This is a genomic window from Candidatus Campbellbacteria bacterium (assembly GCA_016699465.1).
GTDB lineage: Bacteria > Patescibacteriota > Minisyncoccia > Phycocordibacterales > EsbW-18 > EsbW-18.
The window spans coordinates 161,451-184,134 of sequence record CP064977.1; the positions used below are offsets into that span (position 1 = coordinate 161,451).

A 22,684-nucleotide genomic window follows, 5' to 3' on the forward strand; every position below is an offset into this window, starting at 1 on the left:
ATATCATTGTAGCATTCACTTGCGAGCTTTTGGCCAACGTTTTGCAACATCGGGATATACTTTTGAAATAGGATGTTGCGTGCAATCGTGTACTCGTCCAGGACAGATTTGGCGACCATATTCAATAAGACGATACGTAAGAACAAACCACTCTTTCTTAGGAAAAAGTATCATTAAATCTTGTTCAATCTTTTTTGGATCAGCGTGTGTTGTGAGACCAAACTTTTGAGCAAAACGTTTGACGTGTGTGTCCACTGCAATTCCTTCAACAATTCCATAAGCATTCCCGAGAACCACATTTGCTGTTTTACGTGCAACACCCGGAATGGTGAGCATTTCTTCCATGGTGCGTGGTATTTTTCCACCAAAATCATTCGTTATTTTTTGTGCGGCACCAAGAATATTTTTTGTTTTAGCATTAAAAAATCCTGTCTGATGGATATCCTGTGCAAATTCTTTTGGGTCTGCATGCACATAGTCATCCAGCGTTTTATATTTCTTAAAAAGTTTTTCTGTGACCTCGTTTACCTTTTTATCTGTACATTGCGCAGAAAGAATAACGGCAACCAACAGTTCCCAATGAGTACTGTACCAAAGCGCCATAGACGCGTTAGGAAATAGTTTCTTGAGTCGAGCATTAATTACTCGAGCACGTTTCTTTTTTTCCTGAAGCGTCATACGTGGTACATGCTTCATATTACATGGTACGTGGCATATACACAGCACAAAGATCCAAGAGTAGTTTTGGGGAGCACCCACGCTCAAGGACATACGAGCGAACCAGCTCGAGCGTGTGCAAAAAAGATATTTTTTTAGCACCAGGCAGAGATTGTAGCGTGTACTCTTCCAAATCATTGATAAAACGCACCATCTGTTCTTTATTTTTCTCTTCAATAAGTGGTTGTACCATTTCAAACCGCTCCGTGTATGGTGATGCAACAAACACACCTATATCAATACTACTTTTCTGCATACTTGCCACGTGTTCAATCTCCTGTGTTCGCGAGTGAAGTGTTGGCAAAAGTGCATACGCCGAAGGTGTACTCAAAAACAAAATTGTATTATCTCCAGGTTCTTCGCACACCTTGAGAAGTGCATTCTGTGCTTCGTGTGTACCCAACGAAAAACGAATGAGCACGATTCGCTTTTCGGTAGGAGCAACTCGAGTACGTAATCGTTCGTGAAGTTTTCGCACAGTATCAATACTAAGCGTATCTTCAGACTCCTCAATATACGTCACCTGCACAGATTCTTTTTGAGATAGCGCGTCATGTACAAGAGCATACACACGCGAGCGAATACCGTCCGAATCCCCATGTATACGATAGGCGTGATGGTCGAATATATTCATAAATACGAAGCACTAAATTCGAAATACGAAACAAATTTAAAATTCAAATTTTCAAAAGTTTTAAACATTATTCGAATTTCGAGCTTATCTCTTAGCGATAATCGATTTCTTGTACGTATCAAGATGTTCGAGCGCAATACCCGTTCCCTTTGCAACACACAAGAGCGCATCGTCTGCAACAATTGCCCGAACACCTGTTGTGCGATAAATGAGCTCGGGAAAATTACGTAGTTGCGATGTTCCACCCGTCATAACAATACCTTTTTCAATAATGTCTGCGGAAAGTTCCGGTGGTGTTTCTTGAAACACATCTTTTATCGCTTTCACCATTTCGCGCAACTCTCGTCGTGTTGATTTTACAATTTCATTTGTACGAATTTCCATTTCACGCGGCAATCCCGTTACAACGTCACGCCCACGAATACGTAACGCCAACTCTTCTTCAACAGATACCGCTGAACCAATTTTTATTTTGATACGCTCTGCTGTTTTTTCTCCAATTGAAAGATTGTAATTTTTCTTTATATAATCAACAATTGCTTGATCAAGCTTATTGCCGGCCGTCTTAACTGATGCACATGTCACAATTCCTCCTAGGGAAATAACCGCAACGTCTGTCGTTCCTCCCCCAATATCAACCACCATACGTCCTTCAGGATCTTGAATAGGAATTTGTGCACCAATAGCTGCCAAAATCGGTTCCTTGATAACATATGCCTGCTTTGCCCCAGCACGTATTGCAGCTTCTACCACCGCACGTCGTTCTGTTGATGTTACTCCCGCAGGAACTGAAATGAGAACGTCAGGTTTCCACACATTCCATTTACCTAATGCCTTGTTGATGAAGTAGCGTAACATCGCCTCAGTCACACGGTAGTCAGCAATCACTCCATCCTTCATCGGTCGGTACGCAATAATATTGTCTGGCGTTTTGCCAATCATTTCTTTCGCATCAATACCAATAGCAAGAATTCTGTTGTCATCTTGAGATACAACAACAACGGATGGTTCATTGAGTACAATTCCTTTTCCAGGAACAAATACGAGCACATTTGTTGTTCCTAAATCGATACCAATTTTTTTTGAAAAGAATGCCATGTTTTTTATTGTGCCATCCGTTCTATTGATACACCAATCGCACGAAGTTTTTCTTCGCACTGTTCGTATCCACGATCTATAAAGTGTACATTATGAACACGCGACGTTCCCTTTGCAACACACGCGGCAATAATGTATGCCAAACCAGCACGTAAGTCTGGCGTATACAACTCACGACCAGTCAACTTACATGGGCCTCGCACGACCGCACGGTGCGGATGAGCAATATCGATTGTGGCACCCATATACACAAGATCTTTTGTATACCCCAACCGCCCTTCAAATATCATTTCCTCAACAATACTTTCACCGTTTGTTTGGGTAAAGAAGACAGTGAATGGTGCCTGCAGGTCTGTCGGAAACCCTGGGTACTCGTGCGTACGAAGTGAACTACAAATAAACTCTTTATTTTCTTTTGTGTTGTTGACAATACGGATTGTAGAATCAGTTGTTTCGATTGGTACACCACAGCTCTGTAAAATACGAATGGGTAATTCGAGGTGTGCGGGATTACAATTTGTAATTTCCAAACGCTCTGCGCAAAGCGCGCCAAGCACCATGTAACTTCCCGCTTCAATCCTGTCGGGAATCACCCGATATGGTTCTGATGCAGTATATGAAAGTAATTCTCCACCTGTTCCTCGAATCGTGAGTGTCATGGTACCAATTCCTTCAATACGAGCTCCACATGATTTCAAAAAATGTGCGAGTTCTGTCACCTCAGGTTCAAGAGCCACATTCTTAAGAAAAGTTGTACCGTGCGCCAAAATCGCAGACATGAGAAGTGTCTCTGTAGCGGTCACACTCTGTACCTTAAAAAATATTTCAGTACCAATGAGACCTTTTTCTGTTGTTATGGTAAATGAATCCCCATTATGATCTGCAACGCGTGCACCCATGCTTGTGTATCCATCAAGAAACAAATCGATGGGGCGCTTACCAATAACACATCCTCCGGGTGATGGAAATGAAATAGCTCCCAAACGCGACAACAGTGGGCCTGTAAGAATAATTGATGCACGTAGTTTGTGTGCAGTGTCCGTATCAAAACTACCATTTGTAATTTTTTCAGGATGAACAACAACCATATCTCCATTTCGGACAACGCGCGCACCAGCGTGCGTCAACAATGTTGTCATGTGTTCAATATCGGTTATATCTGGCACATTAGAAAAAGATACCGGCGTTTTAAAAAGTACCGCACTTGCCAATAGTGGAAGAATATGGTTTTTCGCTCCAGCAACAGCTATACGGCCAGACAACGTTTTTTTGCCATTAAGCCCTGTTACATTAAAAACATCTTGTGTTTCAGCCATAGAGATATAGTACCCCACAAAGAGTTACCAGTGGTATCATAGCATGTACAGTATGTTCATCATCTCAGTTGTCCCATTCACATCAAAATCTGTCCTCGCACCCCTTTCGTATTATTTTCAAAGGGAACTTTCAAGTGGCACACTCGTGACTATTCCTTTTGGTGCACAGCGCATAGTAGGTCTCGTTATTGAATCAAAAAGTGCACACCTTGAAAAAGCATCTATTCGTCGAGCAGACTTTTCAATGAAAAAAATTGTGAGTGTTGAATCAGAAACTGCTTTTTCAAAAGAGTACATTGAAACTTGCACCGACATTGCACGTCATCATGCAACAACACTCGGTACGGTTCTCTCAACACTTGTTTCTCATCCACTTGTGCGAGCACTTCGAGAAACAAATCGAAGTACCACAACACTCATAACGCACGCAGAAGCACCTGAAGTAAAAATTTTCGAAGATACAGACGACTCTCGTATTAGCAGATACAAAGCATTAACGCGAGAATCATTTGCACACGCACTGTCTGTATGCATCGTGTGCCCAACAATTGCTGAAGCGGAACGTTTAGGACAACATCTTATAAAAGGAATTGAGGGAAGATGTTTTGTACTTACCGGACGGCTCACTCCCAAAAAAATATTTGAGACCTATACAAGTATACTTGAAGCACAACACTCGATCCTCGTCATCACCACACCTTCACTTGCCTTTTTTCCACGACACGACATGGGACTCTATGTTGTAGAACATGAATCATCCCTCAATTACAAACAACGCGAACGTCCATATCTTGATTACCGATTCTGCATTGAATCATTCGCACGGCATCAAAAGTGCGACGCAATACTCGGAGATTCTTTCTTGCGAATTGAAACACTCTATCGATACTATCAACATACACTCTCAGAAGTTGCCCGCCCATCTCTCCGGCAAGAAAGTGCAAACGTCATACACATTGTTGATATGCGCACACAGCGTTCTGGAGAAAGTGCCCCTCCACTACCACTTTTCTCAAAAGAATCCCGCCTCGCAATTGCTGGCGCACTAGAAGAAAAACGCCGTCTCTTTATTTTCTGTGTTCGAAAAGGGTTTGCGCCATTCACGGTGTGCAGAGATTGTGGCCACATCCTTTCATGTGACGCATGCGATGCGCCTATGGTGTTGTACGGCTTAAAAGATGTTCAAGAATCCCGTTCATTTAAATGTAACCGCTGTGGAAAATCAAAAAATGCACGAACGGTGTGTCCGGTATGCTCGAGTTGGCGACTAGAAGCATACGGTGTTGGTATCGAACGTATTCTCGATTTCTTAAAGACTCATCATCCTACAGCACTCACATTTGTGGTAAGTAGAGACACAACAACGACTCCGCAAAGTGCACAAAAAGTGGTAGATGCGTGGGAAAAAACTTCCTCCGGTATTTTATTGGGAACAGAAATGTCACTTCCACACATACGTCCAAAATCTGCACATAGTGGTATCGTTGCGTCCCTCGACACACTCACCTTTTTACCTGATTTTCATATGGGCGAACGCGTGTTCCATCTTGTAACAACTCTTGCTTCACTTGTTTCGCAACGACTGTATATTCAAACACGCACTCCTGAATACACATCTCTAGTATATGCAAAAGCAGGAGATGGAATGGGAATGTACCGATACGAGGAAGCTTCTCGAAAAAAATTCGGCTATCCACCATTTACTCTATTCATAAAAATTTCAAGACATGGAGACAAAGAAACTGTTCTTAAAGAATTGAACGCACTCAAAGAACGATTCGCAGACTACTCGCCTGTTGTGTATCCTGCATTTGTGTCCAGAATTCGAAATTCATTTTTTGCACATCTCCTTTTGACACTCCCACGCGAGTCTTGGTCTGACACGAAACTCGTTACAGCTCTACAAGCGCTCCCTCCACAATACGCCGTGAATGTTGATCCCGACTCACTTCTCTAGGTCGCCATGCTCGTGATACAATACGACCACATGACCGAGAAAAGTAAAAAAGTTTCTACAGAGCCGTACAAGGGTGTTCGGGATTTTTATCCTGAAGACATGGCGGTACAAAAATATATTTTTGGGGTATGGCGCAAAGTAAGTGAGCAGTTTGGGTATGAAGAATATGCTGCATCGATTTTAGAGCCCACAGAGTTGTATGCTTCAAAAACAAGTGATGAGATTGTAAACGAACAAACATACACATTTACTGACCGCGGCGAACGAAGTGTAACGCTTCGTCCAGAAATGACACCGAGTGTGGCACGTATGGTGGCCGCACGAAAACGAGAACTTGCGTTCCCACTTCGTTGGTATTCAATACAAAACTTTTTTCGATACGAGCGCCCACAACGTGGTCGTGTTCGCGAGTTTTGGCAATTAAACGCCGATATGTTTGGCGTAAATAGTATTGATGCTGATGTGGAAATTATTTCGCTTGCATACCACATTATGAAAGCGTTTGGGGCAAACGATGAAGATTTTCAAATTAGAATAAATCACAGAGATTTACTACAAGAAAGAATTCTACACATGCTCCGTGATCAGTCGTCTCTGCCTCAAGCAATACGTTTGATAGATAAGAAGCAAAAAATGTCTTCAGAAACTTTTGCGGAGGCGTGGGCTACGCTCTCCAACGTGCCTTTTGTGTTTGAAACACAAAAAAAAGCAGAGGTTATAACACGCTTAGAGTCGCGAGGAATACGAAACGTTGTTTTGGATGAACTCTTAGCACGTGGTTTTGATTACTACACAGGAATGGTATTTGAGGTTTTTGATACAAACCCTGAAAATAACCGCTCCATCTTTGGTGGCGGACGATATGACAGATTACTTGAATTGTTTGGTGATGAAGTTGTCCCTGCCGTCGGTTTCGGGTTAGGCGATGTCACCATGCGTGATTTTCTTGAGACACACAAATTGTTGCCAGCACATATTTCAGAGACAGATATTCTGATTTGTCCAGTAAATGAAGAGAGTGTTGAACTAGCCAGTGAACTCGCTGATGAGTTTAGAAAACAAGGTGTTAGTGTTGCTGTATATCTTGGTACAAAGAAAATTGGAGATCAAATTTCACTCGCCAACAAAAAGAAAATTCCTTTTGTTGTTGCTGTGGGCTTAGAAGAAAAAGAGCGTAATGAATTTACTCTAAAAGAACTTAAAACTGGGCGAGAAGAACTTGTTCAAAATCGAGATATTGTAGGACCCTTAAGACGTTGTGGTTTTAAAATATAATACCCATGAAAAAAGTTGTCTTTGATATAGAAACAAGGAACATTTTTGATGATGTTGGAAAAAATGATCCAGCACTTTTAGATATTTCAATTGTTGGTGTATATGATTACGAAACAGACACGTACACATCGTACGCTCAAGAAGAATTTCCAGCACTTTGGGCGCTTCTCGAACGAGCTGATGTGCTCATTGGTTTTAACTCAGACCACTTTGATATTCCACTTCTCAATAAATATTTTCCAGGAGAACTCACTGCACTTAAAAGTATTGATATCATGACGTCTATAAAAGATGCTCTCGGAAGACGACTGTCACTCAACAACGTTGCAGGTGCAACACTTGGACTTAAAAAAAGTGCAGATGGACTTCAAGCATATCAGTGGTGGAAAGAAGGCAGGGTACAAGAAATTCGCGACTACTGTCTTCAAGATGTAAAAGTAACCAAGGATTTGTACGAACACATCGTTGCACATAAAAAAATAAAATATCGTGACGGTCAAGATCTTAAAGAACTTACCCTTGACACATCCGAGTGGGATAAGGGTGGTGATCACGCACTTACCTATTCTCTTGGTTTCTAGCCACCACACGGTTCGCCATACCACATACGTGGTAAACGAGTATCTCATGAGGTATACTTTCCCGTATTACAGACATAATAATTAGAAGATTTATACTATATGCAAGAAAACAAATTTCTCATCCCGCTAGCAGTTGTCGTTGCCGGTGCGCTTGTAGCTGGTGCTGTCATGTTTCGTGATAAAACACCAAAAACAGCAACACCAACAGAAGATCCTGTTGTTGTTGAACCAGTTACTGCAAGTGATCGCATTATTGGAAATCCAAATGCGCCAATTATTGTCGTAGAGTACTCAGATACTGAGTGCCCATTCTGTAAGACATTCCAACAAACAATGCACCGCATCATGGATACGTACGGCCCCCTTGGACAAGTAGCGTGGGTATACCGACATGCACCAATCGTACAATTACACCCAAAGGCATTCAAAGAAGCTGAGGCAGTTGAATGTGCCGGGGAACAAGGTGGCAACACCATGTTCTGGAAGTATTTGGACAAAGTATACGAAATAACTCCTTCAAATAACGACCTCGATCCTGCAGAACTTCCAAAAATTGCACAAGAATTTGGTCTCAACATGGCTACGTTCAACACATGTTTGGAAAGTGGAAAATACACAGAGAAAGTACAAAAAAGTGTCGACGCTGCCATTAAGGCAACCAACGGAAAATTGGGAACACCATTCAGTGTAATTCTCTCTCCCGACGGAACAGCACTTCCTATTAGAGGAGCTGAATCGTTTGACGTTATGAAGCAAACAATACAAACACTTCTTCTCTCGGTTGGCACAAGCACACAAGCAACAACAACGCCCGCAAACTAGTCGGAAGAACCTACCTAAAAACAAAAACACCCTGTTATGCAGGGTGTTTTTTGTGTGTAATCATTTTTCCGAGGGTACAGTACTGACAGCTACGTTCCGTACACGTTGAGTTCCAAAATGAAAGTTCACGAATCTCTTCGGCAACTCGTGCAATGGTCTGCGTAAGTTCCTGAACATGGGCATCGGTAAGCTCAAATAGTTCATTTCGGAAAACACCTTTTGTATCAGGTTCTACAAAAATGAGTGCCCCCTGACGTGCCGTATAAAGTCCCTCAAGAGAAAGAATGAGGCGATAAAAAACAAGCTGTCGAAAATAATCTCCGTTACTATTTTTTGTTTTACCCTCAATCTCATTTCGACTTTTTGGTTTGCCTGTTTTGTAATCAACAACAGAAACGACCGAATCCCCACCTGTGTGCATATCCACACGATCAATAACTCCCCGTAGCTCGACATGGTGGGCTTGAGGTAATGGAAGCACGGCACGTACGGAATGTTCCCACAATGAAAGCCGTGGATGTGTTGGCTTATGAGTATTCCAGAATTTTTCGATAACATGCATCCCCTTATGTACAAACAATTCTTCCTCGCGTTCTGAAATCGCACTTTGAAGTGCAGCTTTGTGAATACTTTTTTGTAGATACATGTGTGTCACTTTCTTTCCTGAAGCTTCTCGTTCACCGAGCAACCGAAGTGTCATGTGGAGCATGGTACCAAACCGTTGTGGTGAACTCGGAGCTGTTGGAATACGGAGAAGATTTACAAAAAAATATTTCCACGGACACGAAAGATAATTATTAAGCGCAGAAACAGAAAATCCCTGCTCAGAAAAAAGCCGATTGAGAAATTCTTTTTCTGCAATATCGAGCCCTACAGCAATCGGTTCAGCAAAAGAAAGTTTTTTTGTAATATCCTGAAGAATACGCGCCGTGGTGTCTGTTGTTTCTCGCACAACAACACGCGCATCAAGCTCCTCAATAAACTGCGACGGAGTTTTTGGTGAGCCGCTCATGTCTGTTTTTGGAAATGTGAGAACCACTTCCTTTTTTGCGCGTGTCAAAGCAACGTACAACAACCGTCGCTCATCATCATCACTTGTTTCAATAAGTGACGGGACGGTAAACAACGAGCGTTTTTTACGATTTCCCCAATGCCCATCAACCACGTCTGTGATATAGACATGTTCAAACTCAAGCCCCTTTGCTCGATGTGCCGTCATGAGCGTTACCGCTGATACAAGGCCTGTATCAGGAAGCATTTTGAGCGTACTACCGTGCTCTTCCATAATAGCAATATGTTCAAGAAAGTCGGAAAGTTTGTACATCCCAACACCTGTCGAAAGTGTTTTAACCTCCTGAAACAAAACCTCCAGGGCCTTCAAAGTATCTGCAGATCCTGGCGCACGAATAACCGATGCAATAAAATTCGATTCACGCACCACACTATCAAACACCTCAATAAATGGACGTGTCCGTCCGCGTTGTGACCACGAAAGTATCTTTGAAAAACTATTGAGTATGTGTGCACTCTCTTCAATACCAGCATCTGTGAGATATTTTTTTGACGAAAGAACTGTTGAAAGCGGAATGCGTTTTATGCTTGCGTACGTCAGTGCTTTATATGCATCAAGAGAATGAATCTCTAAAAATGGCGCGAAGAGTATCTCGCCCAACAACATACTATCGGTAACATGATGTATAAGATTAAAAAGTTGAATGAGAGTATGAATGTGTGTATTTTCGAGCACATTAACATTTGATTTAATAACGAACGGAATAGTTGTGCGCTCAAGGAGTGTTGCCAATTCGTGTGCATCAGTATTATCACGATAGATAAGAGCTATTTCTTCCCATGGAGTTCCTTCAGCGTGCACCCGCTCTATTTCGTGAATCAAAAACGCACGTTCTTCTGAATCCGTACCACACGTAACTACCCGCACGCGCGATGTTCCTTTCCGCGCGGATTGCAACGGAACACGAAGTTTTTGTATATCATGCGACATTGCCCCAGAAGATATTAAACCGTGTGCCGCATCTAAAATACTTTGTCCTGAACGATAGTTACTTGTAAGGAAAATAAGTTTCGCCGTATGGTATCGTTTTTTAAAATAGAGAAAATTTTCCAATGATGCACCTTGAAAACGAAAGATCGCCTGTTTTTCATCACCAACAATAAGAAGATTCGGCGTATCATCATACGAAGAAAGTAATTCAAGTATGGCATTCTGTGATGCGTTTGCGTCTTGATGTTCGTCAGCAAGAATGTACTGGAATCGTTCTTGAAGCGTTGCCCGAAGTGTCTCGTGTTCTTTAAGCGCCGTTACCACATCCAAAAGCATGTCATCAAAATCAAATGATTTATTCTTAGTAAGCGCTTTTTCATATTCTTCATACACAATAGCAAGTTCAGTATTGCGTCCATATCGAACGGCGTCTTCTTGTTGCTCTTTATTTTCTAAAAGTGCTTTAAATTTCTCAGCAGTACTCCCTTCACGTTTAAGGGATTGAATCGCCTTGAGTGCGTCATTCACATAGTGAAATGGACTTCCAAACGGCTTGATATGTGTAAATGTGTGACGCTCAATAATTTCTCGAACAATTTTTATCTGCTCAATATCTCGGATATGGTGCGAACCAATAATACGAGGAAAATATTCTGGGTAACGACTAATAACGTCATTTGCAAACCCATGAAATGTATTAATGTGTACACGATACGCATCCGTGCCAATAATCTCAAACAACTTCGTACGCATGGATGACACGGCACTTTCGGTAAACGTCAGAGCTAAAATAGAGCTTGCTGAGGCATCTGTTTTCTGCAATATATTTGCTATACGGAGAGTCAGAAGTGTCGTCTTACCAGTACCAGGACCTGCAATGACCATCACTGGCCCATAAATCGTGTCTACGGCCTTTTTTTGCTCAGCATTGAGTGCTTTATATTGTTTTTGAAATACAGGACTTGTGCGCATGAATCCTATTGTAGCATTTTTGAAAAGACCGACGCTTACAGATATAGTATAAAAAAATAAGGCCGGAAAGTATTTCCGGCCAACGTACACGACGACTTACTCGTCACCTCTTCCCGCTCTTCCACCCCTCCTCTTAGGCCTCGAGGGGTGCCCCTGCTTGGCGAGAAACTCCTCGCTGGGGCCAATCGGCGCCGAGGCCGAACGAAGCCTTTCAAGTAGCCTGCGCTGCTCTTCGTTCAGAATTGGGCCCTGCTGGCCCCGGAACCCTCGTTCATCACCTTTTGTTGCCATAGCTCCTCCTGCATTAAACAGTCCGTTTTGATTTGTACCACATGTATTCAAGTATCGCAATGTTTTTATTCTCAACAATGAGTTGGGCTTGACAATACAAGTCAATGATTATAGAGTTGTCTCATGCATTACATGCATTCACAACTTAATAAAAACGTCTCTGGCCCTATCTTTGGCCTTTTTGCCATTGATACACAGACAGTTTTTGTGTAGCCGTGAATGCTGTAACTCCTACGTATTCAATTCTTGTTAAAGAACTCTCGGCTACACAAAAGCCGAGATTTTGTGTAGTACTGTTCTTTCACACAACGACAACGGAGGATGTCATGGAAACCAAGACTGCGTTTTTGAATGGGAAGCTCGTTTCTCTTCGCCCTGTCAACGAGAACGACGCCGATACTCTTGTTCGATGGATCAATGATCCGGAAGTCACCCACTTTATCTCTTCGGGTGTTTTTCCGAACTCACACGCACAAGAGGTTTCGTGGATTCGTGGACTCGATGACAAAAAGGACAATCTTGTTCTTGTCATTGAAACCGCGAAAGGTATTCCTATCGGAACCGTCGGCCTTCACAGAATCAATTGGGTCGACCGTACAGGAACCACCGGAGCACTCATCGGTGAAAAAGAATACTGGGGAAAGGGATATGGCACCGAAGCCAAGATACTCCTTCTCCATCACGCATTCACGAGAATGAACCTGCGAACCATTTCCTCGTCGGTCATTGCTTTCAACGAACGCTCCTACCGGGCACTTCGCAAGCAGGGATACGTTGAGGTGGGACGTATGCCCAAGTGGCATTATCGTGACGGAAAGTATCACGATCAGATCATGCTCATTCTCACCAAACAAGCGTTCATGCGCAAGTGGAACATCTTCAAGACTTCTCTCGTCTAGTCACAAAAAAGACCGGCTCTCGGCGCCGGTCTTTTTTCTATAAGCTAAAAGCTATCAGCTAACAAGCTCAAAAATTACATTAGTAATTTTTGAGTTGCTGTGCCTTCTGGTGATGACGAATTTTTTCGTGTGCTTTTGCTTCGATTTGTCGAATACGCTCACGAGTCACACCAAACTCCTTCCCCACTTCTTCAAGAGTATGAGCAATACCATCAGCGAGTCCGTTTCGAAGCTCCAGAATTTTTCTCTCCTTTGGAGAAAGTTCACCCAGGACTTCTTTGATGTGTTCGGCGAGAATTCGTTGCGATGATTCCTTGTCAGGCGATGGAAGATGTTCATCCTTTAGAAAATCACCAAGCGTTGAGCCTTTTTCATCATCATCTCCAACAGGAAGTTCAAGTGATACTGTGTTTTGGTTAATCTGTTGAATGTGGTGAATTTTATCAACGTCCATGTCCATTTCAACTGCAATTTCTTCAGGAAGTGGTTCACGCCCCAAATCTTGAGCCAGACGGCGAACGATACGCTTGTATTTTGCAATGGTTTCAACCATGTGCACAGGAATACGAATGGTGCGTGACTGATCGGCAATAGCACGTGTTACTGCCTGACGAATCCACCACGTTGCATACGTCGAAAACTTATACCCTTTTGTCCAATCAAATTTTTCTACTGCCTTAAAAAGACCAATGTTCCCCTCTTGAATGAGATCGAGAAGCGTTAGATTTGAACTTCGATTTGCATATTTTTTTGCAATAGACACCACAAGACGAAGGTTGGCACGTGCAAGAACATTTTTTGCCTCTTCATCACCCTGCTCAATACGTCGCGCCAAATCTTTTTCCATCGCCGCGGAAATAAGATCATACTTACCAATATCTCTCAGGTACATTTGAATGGAATCGAAACGACCTTCATCTTTATGGTATACATTTTTCTCTAGACCAGCTTCCCCGCCAAAATCGAGCAACCCACCACTTTCAATAACATCAATACCTTCCGTATCGAACGTATCATAGAGCTCTTCAAGAAAGAGTACATTGTCCTCAATATTTGGAAACTCTTTTAAAATTTCATCATACGTAATAAAACCTCGTTCGCGCCCTTTTTGGTACAGTTTATTTGCCTTGTCTTGGAGTGCGTGTTCTTTTTTCGACATCTTTTTGGGAATTTTTTGTGCCGGAACAACAACACTTTTCTTGGGTACGCGCACAGAAGCTGTAGACACCACCTTTTTTTGTACAACCTTTTTTGGTTGTATCTTTCGTGGTGCCGTTTTTGTTTTACGAACAGTACGCCGTGCAGTTTGTTTTGTGCGTTTTACTTTTGTTTTTTTCATACAATGTGTTTAGTATTACAAATGTATTAGATTAATGGGTATTTTTTATGCGACTATTTCGAAGAGATTTTGAAATAGTCATACATTCACGCAACAACTCTGCCATACGAGACTCATCACCACCACGTTCCGCTTCGATAAGTTTTTCTCGTGTCCGTGTGTACGTATCTTTTAATATTTCCTCATGAAGTGCGAGAAGCATTTCTTCGAGGTGCAACTCACTGTCTCCAAACTCTGTCTCTGCCTTTTCTAATTCAAACATGTCTTCTTGATACTGTGATTCATCGATGTGTTCTAGCGGATCCCTACCCAATATCTCCTTGACCTTCTCGTGCACCGTGCGTAATTCAGTTTCTTTACCGCGGTGTTTATACATAAAAATGAGAGCGATGAGTTGCCGGAGAAGTACCTCTTTTCGTCCTTCGTATACATGAGGTGACGCTGACGCGTGTGGCACTTCTGGTGTATTGAGTGTTTCCTGAAAAGCTACTTTTTGCATTTCTTCTTCAATAACCGAAGCATCTACACCAGCCCGCGTTGCGACACTATCTATAAAATATTTTTGATCAATCTTGTTTTGAATAAGTCCGATGTACGGCAACACTTCATTTCGTATTCTTTGTCTAAACAACCTCTCATCCCCCTTATGCGAACGTTGTATTTGTTCAATAAGAAAGAACACAACATGCACCGCTTCTCGAATGGCCTTTTTCCAGATATCAGGATTTGTTTTAAGAACATCTGCCGGATCACTTCCTTCTGGCAATACTGCACATTTGACATCCATATCGGCTTCAATTGCTCGTCGAGATGTTTTGAGTGCTGATTGTATACCCGCAGCATCTCCATCAAGTGCGACCACGATGTTACGTGACAACCTTTTCACCCTTTCTATGTGTTCCTGCGTCAACGCCGTTCCCATAACCGCCACTGTATTTGTAAAGCCGTACTGGTGTGCCATGATGAGATCGATAGGGCCTTCAACAAGAATAGAAAAATTATATTTTCGAATTCCTATTTTTGCTTTTTCAAATCCATAGAGTACGTTTCCTTTCTTAAACAATGGCGTTTCTGGAGAGTTGATATATTTTGGTGCCTCTGGAGATTCATCTCCAAAGTGTCTACCGGAGAACGCAATCGGCCTTCCTGACGGATCAAAAATCGGAAACATGATGCGCGAACGGAACGTATCGTAGTAGTCTTGTCCTGAGGTCTTTGCCGCATCATCTTGTTTTCGTTTTATAAGTCCCACTTTTTCAATATTGCTCTTTGTGTGTCCGCGAGCAACAAGATACTCACAGAGTGTTCGCCACGAAGCTGGAGCAAATCCAACACGGAATGATGCGCTTGTTTTTTCTGTTATTCCACGCTGTGTAAGATACGCCTGTGCAGAGGGTGTCTGATGTAATGTTTTTTCGAAAAAAGAAACTGCATCTTCAAGAATTTTGTAGAGTGTTTGATCGGTTTCACTTTTTTGAAATGTTTCTTTACTGATTTCTACACCAGCACGCGACGCAAGTGTTTTAAGGGCGCCCATAAAATCAACGCCCTCAATTTTTTCAACGAACGTGAATATGTCACCGTGCTCACCGCATCCAAAACAGTAGTAACTCTCCCGTTCTGGAGAAACATAAAATGACGCCGATTTTTCGTTGTGAAACGGACATCGTGCTTTGAGATTTTTTCCTGATTTCTCAAGCTTTATGTACGAAGACACAACGTCGGTAATACCGAGACGATCTTTTATTTGTTGCGTGACGTTTGACATTGGTGTGTGTGACTCATAGTGAGTCATCGTCCGCGCACGAGAACTCTTTTAATCTGTTTCTGCTTCGTAGTTATTTTCGATACCCTGTTGCGCGTCTTGTATCATGTTCCACTTAGGACTTCCACTAAATCCTGTACCTGCAGGAATAAGACGTCCGACAATGATATTTTCTTTCAATCCACGGAGATCGTCTTTCTTTCCGCGTACAGCTGCGTCAATAAGTACTTTGTTTGTGTGTTGGAATGAAGCAGCAGAAAGGAATGATGCGCGTGACAATGCCACGTTGGTAATACCGAGTACGAGAGGAATAAGTTTTGCCTCTTTTCCTCCGGCATTCTTCGCAATCGTGTTTGCTTCACGTGCCTCCGACATTTCAATAACTGTTCCACGAGGAAGATCTGTATCTCCTGGGTCTTTTACTTGTACACGTGAGAACATCTGTTTGATGATAATTTCAATGTGCTTGCGAGATACTGATGCACCTTGCAACTCATAAATTTTACTAATTTCATCAATAACGTATGTCTGGCTCTTCTCACGTCCTGCGTGTTTAAACAATTCAGTTAAATCAGCAGAACCGTCTGTCAACAGTTGCCCCTTTTCAATAGCATCACCTGTCTTTACGATTGGTGTACGACGGAATGGAATACTGTACTCAACAGTTTTATCGCTTTTACCATCTTCTACGTTCGGCAAAATACGAATGGTTCGTTCATTTCCCTTTTCGAGAATCTCTGCAACCGTTCCTGAAACTTCTGAAATAATAGCTGGGTTTTTCGGTGGGCGACGTTCAAATATTTCTTGCACACGTGGAAGACCTGAAACGATGTCTCCTGCAGCAGCTGCGGCACCTCCGGCGTGGAATGTACGCATGGTAAGCTGTGTGGCTGGTTCACCGATTGATTGTGCGGCAATTGTTCCTACTGCTTCTCCAAGAACAATTGGAGTTGCTGTTCCAAGATCATTTCCGTAACACTTCTGACATACACCGCGAGATGTTTCGCATGACATTGGAGAACGAACCCATGCCTCTGTAACACCAGCTTTTTCAATTGCCTCAGCAACATCCGCACTGACGAGCTCACCACGCCTGTAGAGAACATCTCCAGAAGATGTTTTTACATCTCGTGCAAGAAAACGTCCTGAGATATTTTTTGTGAGAGAAATTTCAATACCGGCAAGATTTTGTGCGGAAAGCACGATTCCTTCTTTTGTTCCACAATCATCTTCAAGAACAACGACGTCTTGTGCCACATCAAAGAGACGACGAGTCAAATATCCTGACTGAGCAGTGTTGAGCGCGGTATCTCCAAGACCCTTACGTGCACCGTTTGTTGTAATGAAGTATTCAATTGGTGACAATCCTTCTTTTGCTGATGAGAGAATTGGGAAGTCGATAGTACGTCCTTGTGAACCAGCAATAAGTCCTTTCACACCGGCCATGTTGGTAATCTGACCAATTTGCCCACGAGCACCAGATTTCCACATGGTATATACCGGTCCAAACGTATCAAGAGATTCGGCAACAATTTTTTCCATGTCCGTACGAACTCCGTGCCACACTTCAATATCTTTTCTGAATTTTTCTTCATCAGACAAGAGACCTTCTTCGTACTGTGAAGCATTTTTATCCACCTTAATACGAGCCGCGGCAATAAGCTCTTGTTTACCTTGAGGAGTTGGAACGTCGCTGAGTGAGAATGTTGTTCCAGAAAGTGTTGCATACGTAAAACCAACATGCTTCACCTTATCAAGGATGCTCATGATTTCTGCCTTGTTGTACGTTACGATAAGCGTGTTTACCAATTCCGCCATTTCTTTCTTTGTAATTTCCTTGTTTATGAATGGGTATGAACTTGGAAGCGCTGCGTTGAAAAGCAATCGTCCAACAGAAGTCTCAAATGGCGCACCACCAAATCCAGCGTATCGTTCACTGTCAGTTGGTCGGACAGTAATTTTTGCGCGAAGTGAAAGAATCTTAAAATCATATGCAAGAATTGCGTCATTTGGACTTGCAAACACACCACCTTCTCCCTTTTCTCCAGGGATAATGCGTGTCATCCAGTACGAACCAAGTACAATGTCCTGGTGACCAAGAGATACAATCGGTGTACCACTTCCTGGTTTCAAGATATTTGTTCCTGACGACATAATTTCTTTTGCCTCAAGTTGTGCTTCGTCAGAAAGGGGAAGGTGCACTGCCATTTGGTCTCCGTCGAAGTCGGCGTTGTATGCCTGCACAACGAGTGGGTGAATCTGAATTGCCTGTCCTTCAATGAGAATTGGACGAAATGCCTGAATACCAAGACGGTGAAGTGTTGGTGCACGGTTGAGCAACACATACTTACCAGCAATCACCTCTTCGAGAATTCCCCACACTTCTGGTCCTGCATCATCAATGAGACGTCCTGCACCACGAATGTTGTATGCGTGTCCTCGATCAATCAATTTTGAAATAACAAACGGACGGAACAATTCAAGTGCCATTTGCTTTGGCAAACCACATTCATCGAGTTTAAGTGTTGGACCAACAACAATTACTGAACGTCCTGAATAGTCAACGCGTTTTCCGAGGAGATTTTGACGGAAGATTCCTTGTTTTCCTTTAAGGTTATCAGACAATGATTTGAGAGGGCGACGTTGTGACTGACTCACTGCGGCGGTACCACCAGGGTGACGCATTGAGTTATCAATGAGCGCGTCAACCGCTTCTTGAAGAATACGTTTTTCGTTTCGTAAAATAACGCTTGGTGCGTGAATTTCAAGAAGTTTTTTGAGACGATTGTTTCGGTTAATCACACGACGGTATAAATCGTTGAGATCACTTGTTGCGTGACGTCCACCATCAAGAGCGACCATCGGGCGAAGTGCTGCTGGAATAACTGGAATATTGATGAGGAACATCCACTCTGGACGAATTTTTGAACGCACCATCGAACGAACAAGACTCAAACGCTTGCGCATTTTCTTCTTGTCTTCCGCACCCGCATCATCAATTGTTGCCTCAATCGTCGTTGCAATTTCCTCCAAATTAACATCTTTAAGAAGATTGTAGATTGCTTCAGCACCAATACCTGCCTCGAAAAGCGTTCCATACTTCATCGTAAACTTCGCGTATGTTGCTTCATCGAGAACTGAGTACTTTGTGATTGAGTTAATTTCTCGCTTGGTTGCAAGATATACTTCCTTTAATTTATCTTTTGATTTCTCATCTTTGAGTGCTTTCGTTTTTACTCGATACTCACCATCTAAGTTCTTAAGAAAGAGCTCTCGTTCAGATTCAGATACTGAGGTAACAACGTATCCTGCAAAGTAGATAACCTTTTCAAGATCCTGACCTGTAATATCAAGAATGAGTCCAATACGAGACGGAACGTTACGAACAAACCAAATGTGTGCAACTGGTGTTGCCAATGTAAGGTGTCCCATGCGTTCACGACGAACAATGGAACGTGTAATTTCAACTCCACATTTTTCACAGACGATACCTTTGTAGCGAATGCCTTTGTACTTTCCACAGTAACATTCGAAGTCACGCTCAGGACCAAAAATTCGTTCGTCAAACAAACCATTCTTTTCACTACGCTGCGTACGATAGTTGATGGTTTCTGGCTTGGTCACTTCCCCATGCGACCACTCTGCAATTTTTTCTGGACTTGCGAGTTTAATACCGAGCGTATCAAACGTCTCCATGATATTTGTTTGTGTAGTGCGACGCATATAGGTTTATTCGTTTTCTTCTTTTAATTCAACATCAAGCGCAAGCCCACGAAGGTAGTGCAAGAGTACGCTGAATGATGCTGGGGTGTTTGGCTGTGTCAATCGAGAACCGCGAACGATGGAATCGAAGGCAGCAGAACGTCCCATAATGTCATCTGATTTAATCGTAAGCATTTCACGAAGTGTGTAGGCTGCACCGTATCCAAGAAGTGCCCACACTTCCATTTCTCCAAATCGTTGTCCTCCGTTTTGTGCACGACCACCAAGTGGTTGTTGTGTGATGAGCGAGTACGGACCGATTGATCGCATGTGAATCTTATCTTCAACCATGTGTTCGAGTTTGAGAATGTACATGTATCCAACGGAGATATCGTTTTCAAATTGCTCTCCGGTACGTCCGTCGATCAATTTCATCTTTCCTGTTTCTGAAAAACCAGCTTCTTTGAGTTCAGATTTAATTTCTTCTTCAGTAGCACCAACAAATGGAGGAACGATTGCTTGGTAGCCGAGTGTTTTTGCTGCCATACCAAGGTGCAATTCAAGAATCTGTCCAAGGTTCATACGACTTGGCACACCAAGTGGTGTCAAAATAACATCAACAGGTGTTCCGTCTGCCATGTGTGGCATGTCTTCAATAGGAACCACGCGTGAAATAACTCCTTTGTTTCCGTGACGTCCTGCAAGTTTGTCACCCACAGTGATGTTTCGAAGTTGTGCAATTTCAATATAAATTTTCTTGATGATTCCTGATTCGAGTTGGTCTCCTTTTTCTCGGGAGAACACTTTAATACCAACCACGCGTCCACGCTTTCCTCCTTCCATGCGAAGTGAAGTATCTTTTACATCACGAGCCTTATCACCAAAGATAGAACGTAAGAGGCGCTCTTCAGGAGTAAGTTGTGACTCGCCCTTTGGAGTAATTTTTCCAACGAGAATATCACCTGGTTGTACTTCTGAACCGATGCGAATAATACCCTCTTCATCAAGATTACGAAGTTTCAATTCTCCAACGTTTGGAATATCGTTTGTGGTTACTTCCGGTCCAAGTTTTGTATCGCGAACATTTGATGAGAATTCTTCAATGTGAATTGAGGTAAGGTAGTTGTCGCGAACAAGTCGTTCAGACAAAATAATAGCGTCTTCAAAGTTATTACCAGACCATGGCATGAAAGCCACAAGAAGGTTCTGACCAAGAGCAATCTGACCATTGGCACTTGTTGAAGTATCGGCAAGCAAATCACCGCGCTTTACAGTATCACCTACTGACACTGATGGACGCTGATGAAATACCGTAAATCCGTTTGTTCGTGAAAACGTAATAAGTCGATATTCGTCGTCTTTTCCTTTCGCGTTTTTAACAACAATCTTTTTTGCATCAACATACGAAACCTTTCCCGCTTCACGTGCGTATACAAGTCGTCCCGAATCACGAGCGGCGCGTTCCTCAATACCTGTTGCAACGAGTGGAGCTTCTGGTCGAATACACGGGACCGCCTGCTTCTGCATGTTCGATGCCATGAGTGCTCGGTTTGCTTCGTCGTGGTTGAGGAACGGAACAAGTGAGGTTGCAATTGAGTATGCTTGATTTGTTGCAACATCAATAAACTCAACATCCTTTGGAGATACTGAAACAGGTCGTCCTTTTACACGAACGTCAACACGATCATCGGTAATAACACCTTTTTCATCGCGCGCAATAGCGGCGTGGGCAATTTTATAGTTTTGTTCGTCTTGTGCGTTAAGGTACGCAACTTCTGTCGTAACAATTCCGTTCACCACTTTCATGTATGGTGTTTCGATAATACCGAAATCATTAATACGAGCGTATGTTGCCAAGTGCAGAATAAGACCAATGTTTGGACCTTCTGGCGTACAAATAGGACACAAGCGTCCGTAGTGCGATACGTGCACGTCACGAACTTCAAATCCTGCACGCTCACGAGAGAGACCTCCCGGACCGAGTGCTGAAAGTGTGCGCAGGTGTTCCATTTCAGCAAGAATGTTTTCTTGCGCCATGAACTGACAGAGTTGGTTGGTACTAAAAAATTCTCGAATTTGCCCCTGAAGCGGACGTGGGTTAATCACCTGCGTTGGCATTGTTGTATCAGCATCAATAATAGACATGCGATCCTGAATGTTTCGCTTCATACGCGCAAAACCAACACGCATTTTTTGTTGCATCATTTCACCAACATATCGAACACGTCGTGACGAAAGATCGTCAACGTCATCAGCACGTGCATCTGGCGTTGTGTTCAATTCCACAATCTTGTTGATAATCGTAATCAAATCATCAAGTGAAAGTGTTCTCTCACCCATTGCTTTTTTGTCCATTGACTTACCAAAACGCTGGTTAAATCGAAAACGTCCAACCTCAGAAAGGTCGTACCGTTCTGCGTTAAAAATTGAATTAACGAAATCGCGGGCATTTTCTGCAGTTGCAAGCTCACCATCACGAAGTTTTTTGTGAATTTCAATGAATGAGTCGTCTATTGTTTGTGCTGTGTCGTGCGCAAATGTCTTTTCAATGAATGGAAGCGCTGGTGTACCAGCAAAAAGCTTGAGAATGTCCTCTTTCGTGTGTACTCCCAACACGCGCAACAAATGTGTTACAGGGAATTTTCTCTTTCTATCAATACGAACTTGGAGAGATGCGTTTGGTTCGGTTTCGATTTCAATCCATGCTCCGCGGGATGGAATGATTTTTGCCCCAAAGTACTCCTTTCCTCGAAATTCTTGTGAAGTAAACAAAACTCCGAACGAACGAATAAGCTGAGAAACGATGACACGCTCAACACCGTTGATGACGAATGTTCCGCGATCTGTCTGAATAGGCATATCTGAAAGGAAAATTTCTTGTTCCTTTTCAGTACCCAATGTCTTGTTGATCAGTTTTGCAGTTACCTTCAACTGCACCTCGTAACTCAACTTGTTTTCTTTAGCATAATATTCGTCATGCAAACTCTCAGTAAATACTGGATTACTAAGGTGTAATTCGAACTTTTTGCCTGAATAATCTGAAATTGGTGAGAACTCTTTCAAAAGTTCCTTAACACCTTTCTCCATTAGCCATCGAAAGGACACGAGTTGTGCTTCCGCAAGATTTGGAAGCTCAAGAAGTGGCTTTTGATATTTCGCGAAGACTTTTTGTTGCATAAATAGTTATGTAAAAGGGGACGCACGAAACCGAACCTTTGCTCAAGGTCGGCAACATTGGTCACAAAAAGCTATCTGCTAGGTATGTCTAGCAAAATATAATTTTTAATCTATAAAAATCCGAGAGTGCCCCATAA

At 42.6% G+C, this 22,684-nt stretch carries 14 protein-coding genes; 5 read left to right on the forward strand and 9 right to left on the reverse strand.

The genetic code is table 11. The annotated features are described in order from the left end of the window. Positions 1 to 15 precede the first annotated feature (15 nt). The 4 genes from nth to murA form a co-directional block, all read right to left on the reverse strand. Positions 16 to 696, reverse strand: a complete 681-nt coding sequence (nth, locus tag IPJ70_00935) for an endonuclease III (protein QQR82664.1) — start codon at positions 694 to 696, stop codon at positions 16 to 18. A gap of 1 nt (position 697) precedes the next feature. Beyond that, positions 698 to 1,351, reverse strand: a complete 654-nt coding sequence (locus IPJ70_00940) for a hypothetical protein (GenBank protein ID QQR82665.1) — start codon at positions 1,349 to 1,351, stop codon at positions 698 to 700. Between the two features lie 84 nt (positions 1,352 to 1,435). Continuing rightward, a complete protein-coding gene (locus IPJ70_00945; GenBank protein ID QQR82666.1) occupies positions 1,436 to 2,449 on the reverse strand; it encodes a rod shape-determining protein in 1,014 nt (337 codons plus the stop codon). A 5-nt stretch (positions 2,450 to 2,454) separates the two neighbouring features. After that, positions 2,455 to 3,765: a UDP-N-acetylglucosamine 1-carboxyvinyltransferase gene (gene murA, locus IPJ70_00950; protein ID QQR82667.1), complete on the reverse strand. Its 1,311-nt coding sequence runs from the start codon at positions 3,763 to 3,765 to the stop codon at positions 2,455 to 2,457. A 52-nt stretch (positions 3,766 to 3,817) separates the two neighbouring features. Here murA and IPJ70_00955 point away from each other — a divergent pair, with 52 nt between their 5' ends. The 4 genes from IPJ70_00955 (at position 3,818) to IPJ70_00970 (ending at position 8,400) form a co-directional block, all read left to right on the forward strand. After that, the gene (locus IPJ70_00955; protein ID QQR82668.1) at positions 3,818 to 5,722 is read left to right on the forward strand and encodes a hypothetical protein; all 1,905 of its coding nucleotides are present in this window, start codon (positions 3,818 to 3,820) and stop codon (positions 5,720 to 5,722) included. A 6-nt stretch (positions 5,723 to 5,728) separates the two neighbouring features. Beyond that, positions 5,729 to 6,997: a histidine--tRNA ligase gene (gene hisS / locus IPJ70_00960; GenBank protein ID QQR82669.1), complete on the forward strand. Its 1,269-nt coding sequence runs from the start codon at positions 5,729 to 5,731 to the stop codon at positions 6,995 to 6,997. A gap of 5 nt (positions 6,998 to 7,002) precedes the next feature. Next, entirely contained in the window at positions 7,003 to 7,578 is a 576-nt protein-coding gene (locus IPJ70_00965) for a ribonuclease H-like domain-containing protein (protein QQR82670.1), read from the forward strand. Between the two features lie 99 nt (positions 7,579 to 7,677). Then, positions 7,678 to 8,400: a thioredoxin domain-containing protein gene (locus tag IPJ70_00970; protein ID QQR82671.1), complete on the forward strand. Its 723-nt coding sequence runs from the start codon at positions 7,678 to 7,680 to the stop codon at positions 8,398 to 8,400. Positions 8,401 to 8,434: 34 nt separating this feature from the next. Here IPJ70_00970 and IPJ70_00975 read toward each other — a convergent pair whose 3' ends face one another. Next, complete coding sequence (locus IPJ70_00975; GenBank protein QQR82672.1) at positions 8,435 to 11,374, reverse strand: ATP-dependent helicase; 2,940 nt, start codon at positions 11,372 to 11,374, stop codon at positions 8,435 to 8,437. A gap of 617 nt (positions 11,375 to 11,991) precedes the next feature. Between IPJ70_00975 and IPJ70_00980 the strand changes: the two genes are divergently transcribed. Then, the gene (locus IPJ70_00980; GenBank protein QQR82673.1) at positions 11,992 to 12,564 is read left to right on the forward strand and encodes a GNAT family N-acetyltransferase; all 573 of its coding nucleotides are present in this window, start codon (positions 11,992 to 11,994) and stop codon (positions 12,562 to 12,564) included. 79 nt (positions 12,565 to 12,643) lie between these two features. On the opposite strand, the gene IPJ70_00985 is transcribed toward IPJ70_00980, so the two are convergent. From IPJ70_00985 to IPJ70_01000, 4 genes are all read right to left on the reverse strand, one after another. Beyond that, complete coding sequence (locus IPJ70_00985) at positions 12,644 to 13,723, reverse strand: sigma-70 family RNA polymerase sigma factor (GenBank protein QQR82912.1); 1,080 nt, start codon at positions 13,721 to 13,723, stop codon at positions 12,644 to 12,646. Positions 13,724 to 13,934: 211 nt separating this feature from the next. Next, on the reverse strand, positions 13,935 to 15,671 hold the full coding sequence (gene dnaG, locus IPJ70_00990) for a DNA primase (protein ID QQR82674.1): 1,737 nt from the start codon (positions 15,669 to 15,671) through the stop codon (positions 13,935 to 13,937). Positions 15,672 to 15,719: 48 nt separating this feature from the next. Continuing rightward, complete coding sequence (rpoC, locus tag IPJ70_00995) at positions 15,720 to 19,364, reverse strand: DNA-directed RNA polymerase subunit beta' (GenBank protein ID QQR82913.1); 3,645 nt, start codon at positions 19,362 to 19,364, stop codon at positions 15,720 to 15,722. Between the two features lie 33 nt (positions 19,365 to 19,397). Next, positions 19,398 to 22,547 (reverse strand): DNA-directed RNA polymerase subunit beta, encoded by a 3,150-nt coding sequence (locus IPJ70_01000; protein ID QQR82675.1) that lies wholly within the window; start codon positions 22,545 to 22,547, stop codon positions 19,398 to 19,400. Between the last annotated feature and the right edge of the window lie 137 nt (positions 22,548 to 22,684).

What these genes read in the sequence shown, in the direction of transcription:
- nth (QQR82664.1), bottom strand. Translation starts at nt 696, where the DNA reads ATGAAGCATGTACCACGTATGACGCTTCAGGAAAAAAAGAAACGTGCT.
- IPJ70_00940 (QQR82665.1), bottom strand. Translation starts at nt 1,351, where the DNA reads ATGAATATATTCGACCATCACGCCTATCGTATACATGGGGATTCGGAC.
- IPJ70_00945 (QQR82666.1), bottom strand. Translation starts at nt 2,449, where the DNA reads ATGGCATTCTTTTCAAAAAAAATTGGTATCGATTTAGGAACAACAAAT.
- murA (QQR82667.1), bottom strand. Translation starts at nt 3,765, where the DNA reads ATGGCTGAAACACAAGATGTTTTTAATGTAACAGGGCTTAATGGCAAA.
- IPJ70_00955 (QQR82668.1), top strand. Translation starts at nt 3,818, where the DNA reads ATGTTCATCATCTCAGTTGTCCCATTCACATCAAAATCTGTCCTCGCA.
- hisS (QQR82669.1), top strand. Translation starts at nt 5,729, where the DNA reads ATGCTCGTGATACAATACGACCACATGACCGAGAAAAGTAAAAAAGTT.
- IPJ70_00965 (QQR82670.1), top strand. Translation starts at nt 7,003, where the DNA reads ATGAAAAAAGTTGTCTTTGATATAGAAACAAGGAACATTTTTGATGAT.
- IPJ70_00970 (QQR82671.1), top strand. Translation starts at nt 7,678, where the DNA reads ATGCAAGAAAACAAATTTCTCATCCCGCTAGCAGTTGTCGTTGCCGGT.
- IPJ70_00975 (QQR82672.1), bottom strand. Translation starts at nt 11,374, where the DNA reads ATGCGCACAAGTCCTGTATTTCAAAAACAATATAAAGCACTCAATGCT.
- IPJ70_00980 (QQR82673.1), top strand. Translation starts at nt 11,992, where the DNA reads ATGGAAACCAAGACTGCGTTTTTGAATGGGAAGCTCGTTTCTCTTCGC.
- IPJ70_00985 (QQR82912.1), bottom strand. Translation starts at nt 13,723, where the DNA reads ATGTCGAAAAAAGAACACGCACTCCAAGACAAGGCAAATAAACTGTAC.
- dnaG (QQR82674.1), bottom strand. Translation starts at nt 15,671, where the DNA reads ATGTCAAACGTCACGCAACAAATAAAAGATCGTCTCGGTATTACCGAC.
- rpoC (QQR82913.1), bottom strand. Translation starts at nt 19,364, where the DNA reads ATGGAGACGTTTGATACGCTCGGTATTAAACTCGCAAGTCCAGAAAAA.
- IPJ70_01000 (QQR82675.1), bottom strand. Translation starts at nt 22,547, where the DNA reads ATGCAACAAAAAGTCTTCGCGAAATATCAAAAGCCACTTCTTGAGCTT.